14 protein-coding genes and 1 pseudogene are annotated in these 15,346 nt (G+C 66.2%); 11 read left to right on the top strand and 4 right to left on the bottom strand.

Annotation, left to right across the window (positions count from 1 at the left end):
• Positions 1-113: 113 nt before the first annotated feature.
• Entirely contained in the window at positions 114-1,247 is a 1,134-nt protein-coding gene (locus tag ACJH6J_RS13605; protein WP_103799478.1) for a tyrosine-type recombinase/integrase, read from the bottom strand.
• Between the two features lie 104 nt (positions 1,248-1,351).
• On the opposite strand from ACJH6J_RS13605, the pseudogene ACJH6J_RS13600 reads away from it, so the two are divergent.
• From ACJH6J_RS13600 to ACJH6J_RS13580, 5 genes and pseudogenes are all read left to right on the top strand, one after another.
• Positions 1,352-1,495, top strand: a pseudogene (locus tag ACJH6J_RS13600) (cytochrome P450); the annotation flags it as partial.
• Positions 1,492-2,949 carry an aldehyde dehydrogenase family protein gene (locus ACJH6J_RS13595; protein WP_406801315.1) on the top strand — a complete coding sequence of 486 codons (1,458 nt, stop codon included), beginning with the start codon at positions 1,492-1,494 and terminating at the stop codon, positions 2,947-2,949. The pseudogene ACJH6J_RS13600 and the gene ACJH6J_RS13595, both read left to right, overlap by 4 nt.
• Positions 2,950-2,969: 20 nt before the next feature.
• Positions 2,970-3,800: a mycofactocin-coupled SDR family oxidoreductase gene (locus tag ACJH6J_RS13590; protein ID WP_406801314.1), complete on the top strand. Its 831-nt coding sequence runs from the start codon at positions 2,970-2,972 to the stop codon at positions 3,798-3,800.
• Complete coding sequence (locus tag ACJH6J_RS13585; protein ID WP_406801313.1) at positions 3,797-4,609, top strand: mycofactocin-coupled SDR family oxidoreductase; 813 nt, start codon at positions 3,797-3,799, stop codon at positions 4,607-4,609. The genes ACJH6J_RS13590 and ACJH6J_RS13585 overlap by 4 nt, the downstream gene beginning before the upstream one ends.
• A 16-nt stretch (positions 4,610-4,625) precedes the next feature.
• Entirely contained in the window at positions 4,626-5,420 is a 795-nt protein-coding gene (locus ACJH6J_RS13580) for a carboxymuconolactone decarboxylase family protein (protein WP_226521357.1), read from the top strand.
• On the opposite strand, the gene mddA is transcribed toward ACJH6J_RS13580, so the two are convergent.
• Entirely contained in the window at positions 5,421-6,245 is an 825-nt protein-coding gene (gene mddA, locus ACJH6J_RS13575; protein ID WP_226521356.1) for a methanethiol S-methyltransferase, read from the bottom strand. It lies immediately after the preceding gene.
• 247 nt (positions 6,246-6,492) lie between these two features.
• On the opposite strand from mddA, the gene ACJH6J_RS13570 reads away from it, so the two are divergent.
• Together ACJH6J_RS13570 and ACJH6J_RS13565 are read left to right on the top strand one after the other, a co-directional pair.
• Positions 6,493-7,062, top strand: a complete 570-nt coding sequence (locus ACJH6J_RS13570; protein WP_406801312.1) for a hypothetical protein — start codon at positions 6,493-6,495, stop codon at positions 7,060-7,062.
• 17 nt (positions 7,063-7,079) lie between these two features.
• Entirely contained in the window at positions 7,080-7,655 is a 576-nt protein-coding gene (locus tag ACJH6J_RS13565; protein ID WP_406801311.1) for a hypothetical protein, read from the top strand.
• Positions 7,656-7,717: 62 nt separating this feature from the next.
• Here the strand turns inward: ACJH6J_RS13565 and ACJH6J_RS13560 are convergent, their stop codons facing one another.
• Both ACJH6J_RS13560 and ACJH6J_RS13555 read right to left on the bottom strand, forming a co-directional pair.
• Positions 7,718-10,606, bottom strand: coding sequence for a BTAD domain-containing putative transcriptional regulator (locus ACJH6J_RS13560; protein ID WP_406801310.1), 2,889 nt, complete (start codon positions 10,604-10,606; stop codon positions 7,718-7,720).
• 69 nt (positions 10,607-10,675) lie between these two features.
• Positions 10,676-11,863: a PGRS repeat-containing protein gene (locus ACJH6J_RS13555; RefSeq protein ID WP_163692683.1), complete on the bottom strand. Its 1,188-nt coding sequence runs from the start codon at positions 11,861-11,863 to the stop codon at positions 10,676-10,678.
• 327 nt (positions 11,864-12,190) lie between these two features.
• On the opposite strand from ACJH6J_RS13555, the gene ACJH6J_RS13550 reads away from it, so the two are divergent.
• From ACJH6J_RS13550 to ACJH6J_RS13535, 4 genes are all read left to right on the top strand, one after another.
• Entirely contained in the window at positions 12,191-12,466 is a 276-nt protein-coding gene (locus tag ACJH6J_RS13550; protein WP_138248539.1) for a DUF4242 domain-containing protein, read from the top strand.
• A 46-nt stretch (positions 12,467-12,512) separates the two neighbouring features.
• Positions 12,513-12,746 carry a hypothetical protein gene (locus ACJH6J_RS13545; RefSeq protein WP_138248538.1) on the top strand — a complete coding sequence of 78 codons (234 nt, stop codon included), beginning with the start codon at positions 12,513-12,515 and terminating at the stop codon, positions 12,744-12,746.
• An 18-nt stretch (positions 12,747-12,764) separates the two neighbouring features.
• A complete protein-coding gene (locus ACJH6J_RS13540; protein WP_138248537.1) occupies positions 12,765-13,967 on the top strand; it encodes a YncE family protein in 1,203 nt (400 codons plus the stop codon).
• 93 nt (positions 13,968-14,060) lie between these two features.
• Entirely contained in the window at positions 14,061-15,164 is a 1,104-nt protein-coding gene (locus ACJH6J_RS13535) for a hypothetical protein (protein WP_406801309.1), read from the top strand.
• The last annotated feature ends 182 nt before the right edge of the window (positions 15,165-15,346 follow it).

Raw genomic sequence — 15,346 nt, 5'->3', positions numbered from 1 at the left:
TCAGATCATCCTCGGGAAGGTGCGCCCTTTCCTACGCCGCCTCGCCGAGGCTCATCCACAGGTTCTGATCATTGCTCCCTGCAACCGAGAGGCCGTAGATCGGGCTCGTGCCGTCATTGCCGCACTCGCTGAACCCGCCACGACGCCCGCTCCACTGCTTCTCGTAGCCGCTTACTCCGCGGATGCAAATAGATCTCTGTCGATTGAGGGGCCGCGTGACCGAGCAGTTCCTGCACCACATCTCGATCCGTACCATGATCGAGCCAATGCGATGCGCAGGTATGGCGCAAAACGTGAGGAGTGACCCGGTAGCCAACCCTGGTTGAGATCGCGTCAAAGATGTAGCGAATGGCGTCATAAGACAGCGCATCCCCTAGTGGCTCGCGGAACGTGTTCACAAACACCATGTCCGAGTGATGCTCGGCAGGAATCGCCTCTACCTTCTCCAACATCATGTCGACGTAAAAGTCCACCAATTCAGCAGTCACAGGAACGGTTCTCTCATTACGGCTTTTCGCCAATGCGCCGTTCGGATTCACCCGCCTCTCGATGTGCAAGTGCGGGCCCTGCAGCCGGCAACCGGCATTGCGGCTATCGGGAAGGAAATGCAAATCATTGCGGCGCAAGCCTAGCGCCTCACCGATTCGTAAACCGGTCTGCAGCAGCAACACCACTAAGAACCTGTCCCGTGCGTTCACCGCCGCACCGGCGACCAAGTCAAGATGCTCATACTCAACAGTTCTCGGTCGGCTCTTGGCTTCCCGCAACTTCAATACGCTGGTCAACGGCTGCGTCACCAGCATCGAGTCCCGATAACCCGAAGCCGGGAGTCCAGTCTTCGGCGGTCGGACGCGAGCTTGCAACTGCCGGACAAGTTCGGGCGGCATCCAGCCCATGTGCACCGCAAAGATGCAGAAGTCCACAACACAGCGCATATGCGAGTTCACCGTGCTTGCTTTCCTCTGCCCCCCGCGTTCCAGTAGCTCATGGACTAGCTGATCGCGGTAGCCGCGCAACACGTCCCAGTCCAACTGCCGCCAATCAACCGACAATTGGTCACAACTCGACAAGAACCGAGCGATCCGGCTTGCATACATCCGCTGGGTATTTGGAGACATGTCTCGATCCCTCAACCAAAGCAGATACTCGCCCGCCTCCGGATGCTGCGTGTAGGTCCGATCCACCACAACAAACACGGGCACGGATCCAACGGAAACCGCGCGTTCATACCGGTACCGCGGCTGCATGAACCGAACGTAACCGATACAGAAGGCACTACCTACAGATTTGCATTCGACACGCCGATGCGGACTCTGCTATCGACACGCAGCGCACAATCCCTGAGACCTACAGATTCCTCGATCGGATGCGCGACATCCGGATCAGCGAGGCCAAGCATGGCGCCCCGGGCCATCGCAACTACGGCTACGAGCCGACGTTCCTGCTGCGCGGCCTCACCGAGCTGCACATCGAGTTCACCGAGGTGCGGCGATGACGGTGCAGTCGGTCCTGGAAGACATCACGAACCGGCCGGGCCACGGGGACGTCATCGCGATCATCAACCCCGCCACCGAGGAGGTGATCGCCGAATTCCGGGACGGCGGCGCCGAAGCGGTCGACGCTGCCGTGACCCGTGCGCGCGCGAGTTTCACCTCGGGGGTGTGGAGCGGGCTGCCCGGCAACGAGCGGGCCAAGGTGCTGTGGCGGGTGGCCGATCTGATCGACCAGCACGCCGACGAACTCGCCCAGATCGATTCCCTCAACACCGGAATGCCGTATTTCCAGGCGTTCATGATCATGTCGACGTGCGCCGAATCGTTCCGTTACTACGCGGGCTGGTGCACCAAGGTCAACGGCATCGCCCACGATGTGCAGCAGACCGGCGGCATCACCGGCGCCTTCACCACCATGCACGCCTACACACTCAAAGAGCCCTACGGCGTTGTCGGGCTGATCTTCCCGTGGAACGGGCCGGTGTTCAACGCGTGCACCAAGCTGGCGCCCGCGCTGGCCGCGGGGTGCAGCTGCGTCGTCAAACCCGCTGAGGAGACGCCCCTTTCGGCCCTGCTGCTGGAGCGAATCCTGGCCGAGGCCGGCGTACCGGACGGCGTGGTCAACCTCGTCACCGGATACGGCCACACGGTCGGCGCGGCGATCACCGCGCATCCCGGCGTCGACAAGGTCGCCTTCACCGGCTCCACCGAAGTGGGCAAGCAGATCGTGCAAGCCGCCGGCGGTGGCAATCTCAAGCGGGTCGCGCTCGAATTGGGCGGCAAGTCACCGGTGCTGATCTACGACGACGCCGACCTGGACACCGCCATCACGATGGCGGCGATGGGTATCTTCATCCATTCCGGGCAGGGCTGCATCAGCGGATCGCGAATCTTCGCCCAGCGAAGCGTGTACGAGAAGGTGGTCGAGGGCGTCGCCAACATCGCGAACTCGGTGAAGCTCGGTGCACCGACAGAAGACGGCGTCCTGATCGGCCCGATCATCAGCGCCAAGCAGCTCGACCAGGTGTTGGGCTTCATCGATGGGGGCCGCAGGGATGGCGTCGAGATAGTCGCCGGCGGAGACCGGCTGGATCGCAGTGGATTCTTCGTGCACCCAACGGTTCTCACCGATGTCGCGCCCACCGCGCGGCTGTACCAGCAGGAGATCTTCGGGCCGGTGGTCGCGATCCTGCCGTTCGATGACGACGACGAGGTCGTGGCCCTGGCCAACGATTCCGAGTACGGACTGGCCGCGACGGCCTGGACCAAGGACATCGGCCGCGCACACCGGCTCGCCAAACGGCTCGACGCCGGCACCGTCACGCTGAACTGCCAGATGGTGTTCGACCATTCGATGCCGTTCGGCGGCTACAAGCAGTCCGGCTGGGGGCATGAATGGGGGCGCGACGGGATCGAGAGCTTCCTGAAGACCAAGACGGTTTACACCCAACTTTGAGTACACGGCAAGGAGTTCAGATGGGATCGTTGGACGGGAAGGTCGCTTTCATCAGCGGAGCGGCCCGTGGGCAGGGGCGTAGCCACGCCGTGCATCTGGCCAGAGAAGGCGCCGGCATCATCGCCGTCGACATCTGCGCCGACATCGCGTCGAACGGCTACCCCATGGCCAGCCGTGACGAGCTCTCCGAAACCGTGGCTCTCGTCGAATCAGTGGGCGGCAAGATCGTCGCCGCCGTCGCCGACGTCCGTGATTTCGCCGAACTCAAGTCAGCGGTGGATGCCGGCGTCGAGCAATTCGGTCGCCTCGACATCGTCTGCGCGAACGCCGGCATCGCCACGATGGCATTCCGTGAGCTGACCATCGAAGAAGAACTCGAGATGTGGACCGACGTCATCGACGTCAACCTGACGGGCGCCCTGCACACCGCCAAGGCCGCGATCCCCCACATCATCGCCGGCGGACGCGGCGGGTCGATCATCTTCACCAGCTCCACTGCCGGACTGAAGGGCTTCGGCGGTTCGCAGGCCGGCGGTCTGGGCTATGCGGCGTCCAAGCACGGCATCGTCGGCCTCATGCGAACACTGGCCAATGCGCTTGCCCCACAGAGCATCCGGGTCAACACCGTGCACCCGACCGCCGTCAACACCATGATGGCGGTCAATCCGGCCATGACGGCGTTTCTGGAGAACTACCCCGATGGCGGCCCACATCTGCAGAACCCCATGCCTGTCGGGCTGCTCGAACCAGAAGACATCAGCCACGCCGTCGCCTTCCTGGCCTCCGATGCCGCGCAATACATCACCGGGGTCACGCTTCCGGTCGACGCCGGCTTCTGCAACAAGCTGTGAATGCCGGCACCGGCAGAGTCGCCGGCAAGAAGATATTGATCACGGGCGCGGCCCGCGGGATGGGCCGCAGCCACGCGGTGCGCCTCGCCGAGGAGGGCGCCGATCTCATTCTCGCGGACATCTGCGAGTCCCTCGCCGTCCTCGAGTACCCACTGGCCACGCGCGACGATCTCGACGAAACCGCCAGACTGGTGCGGGAATCCGGACGCCGCGCCGCGACGTACGTCGTCGACGTCCGCGATGCCGACGCGTTGCGCGCGGCAGTCGACGACGGCGTGCAGCAGTTGGGCGGCCTCGACGGCGCCATTGCCAATGCCGGGGTCCTCACCGCGGGCACGTGGGACACCACCACCGCAGAACAATGGCGCGCCGTGGTCGATGTGAACCTGATCGGGACGTGGAACACCTGCGCAGCGGCGCTGCCCCACCTGATCGACCGCGGCGGCAGCATCGTCAACATCAGCTCCGCTGCCGGTACCAAAGGGACACCGCTTCACCTCCCCTATACCGCGTCCAAGCACGGGATCGTGGGGCTCAGCAAGAGCCTGGCCAATGAGGTTGCCGCGCAGGGTGTTCGAGTGAACACAGTGCATCCCACCGGAGTGCCGACCGGAATGCAGCCGCCGTCCCTGCACGCCCTGATCCGGGAGACGCGGCCTGATCTGGCACCGCTTTTCTCCAATGCTCTACCGGTCGTCATGGCCGAGGCCATCGACATCAGCAACGCGGTGCTGTACCTGATGTCCGACGAATCCCGTTACGTCACGGGCCTCGAACTCAAAGTCGATGCCGGCGTCACCATTCGGTGAGCCAGAGAGGACGAGCATGACAGAGCTGGACACCGAGCGCGGCAGGCTGGCCTACGCCGAAGTCATGACGGTTGCCGCGCCACCGCAATCCACCCCGGTGGACGACCACTTGATGGACGTCATCTTCGGGGATGTGTGGCAGCGGCCGGGCCTGAGCCGGCGCGAACGGCGCTTCATCACCCTCCCCTGCGTCGCCGACGCCGATGCCGAAGATCCGTTGCGCGCGCATGCTTACGCTGCCCTCAACAGTGGTGACATCACGATCGTCGAGATGCGGGAAACCATTCTGCACTTCGCCGTATATGCCGGCTGGCCGAAGGCTTCCCGCTTCAACATGATCGTCGACCAGGAGTGGAACCGCATCCATCAGGAGCGGGGCCTGCCGGTACCCGAGCCCGAACCGCTGCTGCCGCTTCCCACTCCCAGTGACCCCGAAGAACGCCTGGCCGCCGGCGCGCAGTGCTTCAAGGACATCAACTGCCTGCCGTTCGCACCGGGCCAGGACAACCCATTCCAGGGCGCCGGTATCTTGAACTTCGTCTTCGGCGAAATGTGGCTGCGGCCCGGGCTGGCGAGAAAGGAACGGCGCCTGATCACCGTGGCCTGTGTGGCCTTCCAGGACGCGCCGTTTCCCATCGTCAGCCACGTCTACGCCGCGTTGAAGAGCCGCGACGTGTCGTTCGACGAGATGGACGAACTGATGCTGCATTTCGCCGCACACTGCGGATGGCCGAAAGCCGCACATCTGAGTCAGGTTGCCGCCGAGCAGAAACGGCGCGTGACGCAGGAGTGGGCGGCCGAGGCGGGCTGATCACCGCCACAACTTCGGCACGAGCATCGGCACGCGGTCGCGATACGCACGGTACTGCTCGCCCAGCGCGGCGATCAGGTCGCGCTCCTCGAGCTGGATTGCCACCAGGATGTACCCGGTCGTGGTGAGCGAGAACAGCAGGTGCCCGGCCGTCATGGTCGGCGTGGCCCAGAAGGCGACCACGAATCCGAGCATCAGCGGGTGCCGCACCAGCCGGTAGAGGAGCACCGTGCGGAAACCCTTGTCCGCGTGGGCCTTCGACTGCCACGCGAGCACCACCTGGCGGACGCCGAAGAGTTCGAAGTGGTCGATCATGAACGTCGAAGCGAGCACCGTCATCCAGCCCGCGGTCGCCAGTGCGTACAGCGCCACGGCAGCCGGCTCGGAATCCACCTGCCACACCACCGTGTCGATCGAGCGCCATTGCCAGAACACCAGGGCGAGCGCCGCAGACGCGAACAGCACGTAGGTGCTCCGCTCGATGGCGACCGGCACGAAACGGGTCCACCACCGTTTGAAAGCCGGCCGGGCCATCACGCTGTGCTGGACCGCGAAAACGCTCAACAAGCCGAGGTCGATGATCACCGCTTGTCCGACCGGCGCGTGGATTGCGCGGTCGACGCTGCGCGGCACGATGACATCGGCGACGAACCACATGGCGTACAGGAACACACCGAGGAATAACGCGTAGCTCACCGCGCCGTAGGCCAGCGCGGCCGCGCGGACTCCCGGTCGATCGTCGGGCCGGTGGGCGGGGTGACGGAGCACCGGGCAGCTGGTGATCTTCGGTCCGGCAACGACATCCGGCGGCGGTGTGGGGCTCATGGGAGTTCCTCTCGGGTAGTGCAGTTTTGTAGTCACCCGACGATGCGTCCCGGCTCTGCACCAAACGTTGCACCGCTATGAAATGCCGAGGTCAACGCGGTCCCCGGTAGACACACACACCTCGTGCGCCCTGCTTCCGCCGTCGGCGCGTGCCGGTCACCTGCGCCTTTCACGACTTCTTCAGCAGCGGGCAACGCCAGTCGCGCACCGTCAGTGCGACAACCCCCACTGCCAGAGGAGAGCAGCAATGAACGGAATCATCCACCTGGGCGGCGTGGCCGCCGCCGCGACGATCGTCGGCCTCGGTGCCGGCACCGCCGTAGCGGCGCCCGCGCAAACCGACGGCGCCATGCTCTACATCTGCCAAGACATCGGGAACCCGAGCAGCTACCGGATCACGGTCAAAGGCGCCTATCCGATGCAGCAGCCCGACGCGGCCGGCTACCTCATCCACATGAACGACGGCAATCATCCCGGTGGCTCCGGTCCCGGCGGGCTGCGCGTTCAGCTCAAGGCCGACAATCCCGGCAACAACTCCGACTACGACATCGGCTACGGCTTCTACCCCACGACCCAGACCACGAGTGAGGGCTATCTGCAAGCGGGCCCCGGTGGCCTCGAGTACCGGCGCGAAATGGTCGTCCCCCGACCGAATTTCAACGAGGACTACCGGCAGCCCGGGTCCGACGACGACGTCGACGAGGTCTATGCCGTCGCGACGTTCCGCGACGGTGGTGGCGGCGAACGGCGTGCCGTGACGCAGGTGATCACGCGCAATTTCGAGGTGCCGGGCATCTGCGACGGCTGCTGCCACTGAGACGCAAGGAAACGACAGTGAACAACCACTCATGGCCGGTGAAGCTCGCCGCGACCGTACTCGCCGTGTCCGCCGTTACCACCGCACCCGCGGTCGCGGCTCCCAAGCCCAGCGGCGCAACGCTTTTCCTCTGCCCTGATTTCGGGAAGCCGGGCTCGTACCGGGTGACCATCCGCGGCGTCTTCCCGATGACGCAGGCCGACGCAGAGGGCTACCTCATCCACATCGACGACAACCCGGCCAAGCCTGGCCACATGGTCTACTACCTGCAGGACGACGACGGCCATGGCCACGAGGGAGACAGCAGCATCGCCTACCTCAGAGTGCCGCACAGACATTCGGATGCCGGCGGTTTTCTCCGGGCCGGCCCCGGCGGCCTGGAATACCAGCGTGAGTTGTCGGTGCGCACCTACGACCTCGATGCCGACGGCACCAAGTGGTACGACCCCGACCGGGTCACCGGCGAAGACCTCGACGAGATCTATGCCGCGGCAACATTCATCGACGCCGACGGTGGTGCGCGGACGCAGATCAGCCAGCAGATCACCAAGGACTTCACCGCGCCCGGCGTCTGCGACGGGTGCTGTTCCTAGCCGACCGGCGGTGGTGGACATGACACCATCAAAGCAGAAGGGTCCGACAAGTTCTGCGCGTCTCACATGAAGCGGCGCAACACCGTTCGCGCGTAGTCGACGATTTCCGTACCCGTCAGCACGACGCCCTCGACGCCGTCCAACTGCGCCACCTCGGCGGCGTTGAGCGGTGGTCGCCGGCCTGCCGCGACGGCAGCCCCGTGCAGCGCCGCGGCTTCTGCGGTGGCGCCCGCCTGCAGCAGGAACCGCGCCATGCGTCCCAGGTTGTCCCACTGCAACGGAATGACTTTGGACGGTCCGGCGATCACGAACATCTCGAGTGTCACGTGGTGGCCCCGCGCTGCCGCGCGCCGGTCACCGCGGGCGGCGTGAATGGTCGCCGACTCCATTTCGGCCATGGCGATGAGCCAGGTGTTCTCCACGGCGGAGGCCAACTCGTGGGCGTCGCTGATGATCGGCAACGCATCGTCCGGCCGGCTGACGGCAAGCGCCCGTGCCAGCGCGCAGCGCGCCAGCGCCCGTCCCGTGGGGTTCCCGACGCTGTCAGCGATCCGCACCGCTTCCCGCGCGGCCGGCAACGCCGCGTCGTTGGTCTCCATCGCCTGGTATCCGAGGGAGATCCGCTCCGCCGCCAGCAGCCTCCGCAGTGGATCGGTGCCTTCGCCCGACCGGAAGAACAGGTCCTCGAAATATGCTGTGCTGGTCGACAAGTCGCCGTCATTCATCACCACGTCGGCGAGCACATCGGCCGGGTACGCGAGAAAGGACACACCCGCGGCCGGCTCGCGGCCTTCCGCCAAGGCGATGATCGTCCGCGCGTGCGCGAACTCCCCGAGTACCTGGTAGCCGCGCGCGACGGTGCCGACCGCGGCCGGAAACAACGGATGTTGGCGGTCGGCGGCCTGGATCGCCCGCTCCACCCAGTCCATGGGGTCATAACCCACCCGAAGGTGGATCTCCGGCAGCGACGTGGCCAGCCGCAGCGCCAGGTCGATGTCGTGCCTCGCCATCGCGAACTCGAATGCCGTCCGCAGATTGTCGAAATCCGGTGCGACAAAAGTCGTTCCGGCCTTGGGCAGTACCCGCTGCACCCAGGCCGCTTCGTCACGGCCGCGCATTCCCGCCGACGCGCGCTCGGCGAGTTCGACGAAGTACGTCGCGTGGCGCGACGCCACCGCGTCGGCGGTCCCGTTGTCCTGCAGGCGTTCCCGCCCGTACGCGCGCAATGTCTCCAGGACGTCGTAGCGGGTGCCGGTCGGGCCGGTGCGCACCATGACCATCGACTTGTCGACCAGGCCCATGAGCATGTCCAACACGTCATCGTCGGTGGTGCCGGCATCGGCGCACACACCGTGAACCGCGTCGAGATCGAACCCGCCCGCGAACACCGACAATCGCGCGAACAACTGTTGTTCGGTTTCGGAGAGCAATCGGTAGGACCAGTCGATTGTCGCGGTGACGCTCTGCTGCCGCGGGTGCGCGCCGCGCTTACCGCCGCTGAGCAGGCGTAACCGGTCCAGTCGGCGGGCGACGTCCCCACTCGACATCGCCCGCATCCGGGCGGCGGCCAGCTCGATGGCCAACGGCACGCCGTCGAGCCGCCGGCAGATTTCCGCCACGGCACCCGCCGGCTCGCGATCGGGGTCGAAGTCGGGCCGGCTGGCCCTGGCCCGGTCGACGAACAGCACGGCGGCATCGTCCTCCGACAGCGGATGCACCGGCACGAGGCGTTCGGCTTCCACCCCGAGGGATTCTCGGCTCGTCGCCAATACCCGCACGCCGGGACACTCGTAGGTGATCCGGTCGATCAGGGCGGCCGCGTTGGCGAGGACGTGCTCGCAGTTGTCGATGACCAGCAGCAGTTTCAGCGGACGCAGATGATCGATCACGGCATCGTCGACGTCCTGGCCGTACCCGGCCTGCACCCGCAGCGCGGCAGCGACGGCGCGGCCGATGGCCGAGCCGTCACTCAGCGGCGCCAACTCGCAAACCCACACGCCGTCAACGAAATTGCTCTCTTCGCGCGCCGCCGTTTCGAGGGCAAGCCGGGTCTTGCCGACGCCGCCGACTCCCGTGAGGGTGACGACCGGCCCGTCGCCGAACGCGGACAGCACGCGCCGTACGTCGTCGTCGCGACCGACAAGCCGGGTTACGCGCCGCGGAACGACGGGTTCCGTCGCCGGAGCGGCAGCCGCAGCGGGTTGCGCGACGGGCCGCGCGGGATCACCGTCGAGTATCTGTTGCTGGACGGCCTGCAGGGCCGGACTGGGGTCGACGCCCAGTTCCTCGACAAGCCGTTCGCGCATCGCGCGGTACGTATCGAGGGCGGCGGCCTGTCGCCCGCACCGGTACTGCGCCAGCATCAGCTGTCCCGCCACCCGCTCATCGAGCGGATGTGCCTGCAGCGTCGTCGTCAGCTCATTGAGTAACTCACCGTGGCGCCCCGCACCGAGCGCCGCGTCATTACGATCGAGCACCGCGGAAAACCGTTCGGCTTCAAGCGAACCCCGCACCTCGTTGGCCCACGGCGTGTCGATTGTGGCGAACGGCTCCCCGCGCCACAGCGCCAGTGCGGCGTCGAACTGGCCGGCGGCCTCGGCCGGGATGGACGCCGCCCGAGCCCGGGCCAGCATGTCCCGGAAGAGATGCACGTCCACGGTACGCGGATCGGCCTGCAGCGCGTAGCCGGCAGGCCCCCGGACAATCTGCACGCCATCGGCGTCCGAGAAGAGCTGACGCAGTCGAGAGATGTACGCCGCCAAAGCATTACGCGCCTTGTGCGGCGGTTCATCGGCCCACACCCGGTCGATGAGCTGATCGGACGACACCGGACGATTGACGTCGACCAGCAATGACACCAGCACGCACCGCTGGCGCGCATGACCGACGTCGAGGCGCCGGCCATCGACCAGCACCTCGACGTCGCCGAGCACCCGAAACTCCACCGCCATCGACGTACAGCGTCCTCCAAGTTTCGGCGCGACGCCCGGCAATCGCGGCAATCAGTGCCGGTGCACCACCTACCCGTTGCTGCCATTGTTGCCATTGCCGTTGTTGCCCTGGCCGCCGGTACCGCCAGTACCTTTCGGACTACCGCCGTCACCACCGTCGCCTCCCTTGGCGGTCCCGGTTTTCGTGGTGGCATTTCCGCCGTCGCCGCCACGGCCGCCGGTGCTCAGCGGGCCGCTGTTGCCGCCGTGACCGCCGCCGCCCGCTTTGGCCGCGCCCGACGTCGACGACGCCGCGCCGCCGGTTCCACCGGCGCCACCCCTGCCGACTTGTGAATTCGCGCCGGAACCGGCGTAGCCGCCGCTGGCGCTCACCCCCGCTCCGCTGCCACCGGCTCCGCCCGCGCCGCCGGTCCCGGAGAATCCACCGTCGCCACCCGCGCCGCCACTACCACCGACACCCTGACCCTGGCTGCTCGCGCCGTTACCGCCGTCACCCCCGCGGCCGCCCGTCCCGATGAATGTCCCGGCTCTGCCGCCATGTCCGCCGGTGCCACCCACCGCGGTACCGACATTGGTGGCGTTACCACCCCTACCGCCATTGCCACCATTGCCGGCTATGCTGCCGCCGTTCCCGCCGGTGCCGCCCGGATGACCCATACCGCCATCGGCCGATGACGCGTTGGCACCCGCGCCGCCGTCACCGCCGTTTCCGAACAAGCCCGCGTTGCCGCCGTTCCCCGGTCCCTGGTTTGCGGTCGCATCGCCACCCTTGCCGCCGTTGCCGAAGAGCAGTCCGCCCCGGCCGCCGTTCTGGCCCGCGGCTCCATCTGCACCGTTGCCGATCAACAGCCCGCCGTTCTCACCCGGTGCGTCGCCGTTGCTCACGAAGATGCCGACAAGCTCACCCAGAGGATCGCCGCCGACGCCCGGTTGAAGCGCCGTCGGCGCCCCGCCCCCGGCGGGCGTGCGCACCGTCGTAGCGGCGAGCAGCGCGGGACCGAAGACGAGCGCCGTGTCGCCCGCGACGCGCACCCGTGGCTCGTGGTGCGGTGGACGGCTCGCGACCACGTGCGGACCGTCGACGGAATCACCTGACCGCGGTTGCACCACAACGGGTTCCACTGACGTACGCGGCGCGGTCGGATCCGCGGAGTGCGCGGCAGCCCTGGTTGGCTCCGCTTGCGTCGCGGCCCGCACCGTCACCACATCGACATGGCGCGGCAGCGCAGATGACGCCTCCTGCGAAGCGAATGCCATTGGCAGCATGGCGATTCCAATACCCAAAGCAATTACCGGCGGACCCACCCGCCCGACTGACTTCATGTCCACCACCGTCTTCTCCGTTCCCGATCAGGTCGTTGCCCGACGAAGCCATCGGACCGGTCGACGGTCTACCGGGGCCGTTGCGCGCCGCTGAAGCAGTTGTGAAACACAGGCCGGCGAAACTGAGCCGAGCGGCCCGCTGTGCACCGCCGTGACCTGCAGATTTCAGGATTCCGTCAAGGCCACGGCAATCGAGGCAACGCATTCTTCGAGACGACCGCGACGACAGTTGCGGACACCAGACCCAGGGACGGAGAGATCATGAAGCGCTACCTCATCGAGCGGGAGATTCCGGGAGCCAGCGAGCTGACCGAGGCGGAGCTGGCCGACATCGCGACGAAGTCGAACGATGTCGTGGCGAACCTCGGCGTCCCCTATCGCTGGATCACCAGCTACGTGGCGGGTGACAAGATCTATTGCGTCCACGAGGCGCCCAGCGAGGACGCGATCCGTGAGCACGCACGTCGAGGTGGCTTCCCCGCCGACAAAGTCGCGGTGCTGGCCAACGAATTCGGCCCCGAGTCCGCCGATACCTGATGGCACTTTCGGCCCACAGCCGGCGCATAGGTGCCACACTGGCGACGTGACGACGAACGATATCTACGAGCGGCTCGGGGCGCTGGAACAGTTGGTCCGACATCTCTACGCGCAGACCGGCATCCCACTGCCCGATGTGCGGTCGATGGCGCAAACACAGGTGTCGAACCGCGTGCTCGAACTACTGGCCGCCGGCAACAAGATCGCGGCCATCAAGGCGTACCGCGACGAGGCCGGTGTCGACCTGCCGACCGCGACCCGGGTTGTCGAATCCCTTTAGGCCAAGGGAGCTTTCGCCATGCTCGCAGTCATCGCAACGATTCCGGAGAGCGGCGGACCGACGGCGGCGGCGGCGAGTCCGGCCGGTGACCGCCTGTACGTCGGAAACATCGCCAATCCGACGGTCTCGGTGATCGCCACGGTCAGCAACACCGTGGTCGACACCATCGGGCCCGGCATCGGATTACCCGGCGCCCAGCAGCTGGTCGTACACCCGGACGGTACGCGGCTGTACTGCAACAATCTGGGCGGGTTGTCGGTGATGGACGTCAGCACCAAATCCGTTGTGGCCGTGGTGCTGTCCGGCTGGGCCGGCACAGCGGCGGTTCACCCCGACGGTTCCACCGTTTATCTCGCTTCAGGCGGCGATACCGATGGCACTTCCGACCCGAAAGTCATGCTGATCGACGCCGCCACCAATACGGTGACCGGAACCATCAAGGTCGACGACGCGTACTACCTCGCCGTCAGCCCCAACGGCGCCCGCCTCTACGTCGCGGGTTACGGCGGAGACCTGATCTGGGTCATCGACACCACGAGCCACAACATCGTGAAGACCATTGACGTCGGCAAGCCGATCGGCGGATTCGTCGTCAGCCCCGACAACAGTCGGCTCTATGTGCAGGGCGACGTCAAGTTCGGTCTGACCACCAGTAATGTGACCATCGTTGATGTCGGCGCCGGCGCGGTCACCACCAGCGTCACCTTCCCACTCGGCGAAGAGCTCACCGACATCGCCGTCGCGCCCGATGGTTCGGCGGTCTACGTCACCCAACTGACCGGCGACGTGAGTCGGATCGATACCGCCACCATGACGGTGACGGATACCGTCAACATCGGGAATTACGCAGGGGCCATTGCCGTTTCGCCCGACGGCTCGCGAATCTACGTCACCAACCGGTACAACAACACGGTGTCGGTGCTCGCTCAACTGCACCTTCCGGCCGGCGGCCTCGACCTGCCCGACCTGGTCGGCAAGCTGTTCGGTGGCGCGGCCGCCGGCGGCGGCGGTTGGTTGGTCATCGGCGACCATTTCATTCCGATCCCACCGCGAGAGCCCGTGCTGCAGGCCATCGCGCGCACACTCGCGCCGCACGTGGGCAAGCCCGTGCAGAACCATGAATTGGGCCAGCGCCTGCGACGCACCCTGGCATCCGAACCCGAGGCCCCAAAAATGGCGCCCGGCACCTTCCACCCCGACGGGCACCGACCGCAGCACTGACAGCGGCGCGAACTTTGGCGATTGCTCAGCACCGAGGCAAATTTGTCGCTACCGTCAATATTGCTTGAGTTCCCTCTCGGTCAGGAGCTTCACATGCATACCCTCACAGCCCGTTTGAGCCTGCCCACCGCCGCCGCCGTCATGGCCGCAGGCGTCATCGTCGCCGCTCCGCCGCCACCGGTGTTGAGGGCCCTCCCCGCACCGGTGATACACAGCGTCCAAATGCCGAACATCCAGTTCACCGCCACCATCGCAGACATCCTGCAGTTCCCCGCGTTCAAGCAGTGGGTCGCCAACCAGATCACCGACTTCGTGACAATCGGGGCGGGACTGGCCAAAGCAGGCCAGGGCGTCGGGCAGACCATCAGTGCCATCCCGGGACTCGTGGTCACCGTCGCGCAGCAGGTTCTGGCCCGAGACTTCGTCGGCGCCCTCGGCACTGTCGAAGCCGGAGTCATCGGCGCGGTGACCGTCATCGGCGGGCCGATCCTGTTGTCCATGATAGCGCGCGACCAACGCGTGCTGGCGGTGGACCAGGCGTTGGTGCAAGCAGTCCCGGTCGCGCTGATCGGTCTCGGCACCGGTCTGCTCGGCGGGTTCAACGCTGTCGCGACCTCGGCGATCATCGCCACCCAGAACATCGTGGCGGCCCTACTGCCCATCAACATCGGCAACCTCGCCACTGCCGTCGTCGACGGCGTCAAACTCGTCGTCCAAGGCCTCAACACCGGCGCCGGCAAGGTCATCGACGGAATCGCGTTCGCGCAGAACACCATTGCCAACGCATTGGCGACCCAGCCGGCGCCGATCGCGGCCGTCACGCCGACCCCGGCAGCCGGGGTCGCGGCCACCGCAATCCCGAAGATCACCGCAACGAAGATCAAGCCCGCGGTCAAGCCTGCACCGACATCGGCCACGCCGCCGACGACGGGCACCAAAGACTTGGCAGACCCCAAAGATCCGACAGACACCAAGGATTCAACGGCGCCCGACACCGTCTCGACGACGAAGCACGACACCGACTCCGGCGCCAAGCCCGACACGACCGGGGCAACAACCAACTCGAACGCCGGCTCAGGCACGTCGGACACCGGCAGCAAGGCCGAGAAGCAGACCGCCCCGAAGAAGCCGAAGACGAAGTCCGGCAAGAAGTCCCAGGGCAAGAAGGTCACGTCGACATCGCAGGCCGCCGCCTGAGGCCCAGCACATCCGGAGGTAACTCACAGACAGCCGCAGCAATGCGAAATACGCACTGAATCAACGATATCCGCGCCTCACGGTGACCACAGGTCGCCCGCCGTTCACCTTGAGTTCGTAGTCGATCCTTACCATCCGCCCCTACTGCCGTCGCAGCCGCGGACGCGCCGAGAGCGCGCCCC

The sequence above is a fragment of the Mycobacterium sp. SMC-18 genome (assembly GCF_045310895.1).
In the GTDB taxonomy this organism is placed as follows: domain Bacteria; phylum Actinomycetota; class Actinomycetes; order Mycobacteriales; family Mycobacteriaceae; genus Mycobacterium.
This window is presented reverse-complemented; position numbering and strand designations above follow the sequence as displayed.

Coding starts and splice junctions, on each gene's coding strand:
- ACJH6J_RS13605 (WP_103799478.1), bottom strand. CDS start 1,247: ATGCAGCCGCGGTACCGGTATGAACGCGCGGTTTCCGTTGGATCCGTG.
- ACJH6J_RS13540 (WP_138248537.1), top strand. CDS start 12,765: ATGCTCGCAGTCATCGCAACGATTCCGGAGAGCGGCGGACCGACGGCG.
- ACJH6J_RS13595 (WP_406801315.1), top strand. CDS start 1,492: ATGACGGTGCAGTCGGTCCTGGAAGACATCACGAACCGGCCGGGCCAC.
- ACJH6J_RS13555 (WP_163692683.1), bottom strand. CDS start 11,863: ATGGCATTCGCTTCGCAGGAGGCGTCATCTGCGCTGCCGCGCCATGTC.
- mddA (WP_226521356.1), bottom strand. CDS start 6,245: ATGAGCCCCACACCGCCGCCGGATGTCGTTGCCGGACCGAAGATCACC.
- ACJH6J_RS13570 (WP_406801312.1), top strand. CDS start 6,493: ATGAACGGAATCATCCACCTGGGCGGCGTGGCCGCCGCCGCGACGATC.
- ACJH6J_RS13560 (WP_406801310.1), bottom strand. CDS start 10,606: ATGGCGGTGGAGTTTCGGGTGCTCGGCGACGTCGAGGTGCTGGTCGAT.
- ACJH6J_RS13590 (WP_406801314.1), top strand. CDS start 2,970: ATGGGATCGTTGGACGGGAAGGTCGCTTTCATCAGCGGAGCGGCCCGT.
- ACJH6J_RS13535 (WP_406801309.1), top strand. CDS start 14,061: ATGCATACCCTCACAGCCCGTTTGAGCCTGCCCACCGCCGCCGCCGTC.
- ACJH6J_RS13580 (WP_226521357.1), top strand. CDS start 4,626: ATGACAGAGCTGGACACCGAGCGCGGCAGGCTGGCCTACGCCGAAGTC.
- ACJH6J_RS13550 (WP_138248539.1), top strand. CDS start 12,191: ATGAAGCGCTACCTCATCGAGCGGGAGATTCCGGGAGCCAGCGAGCTG.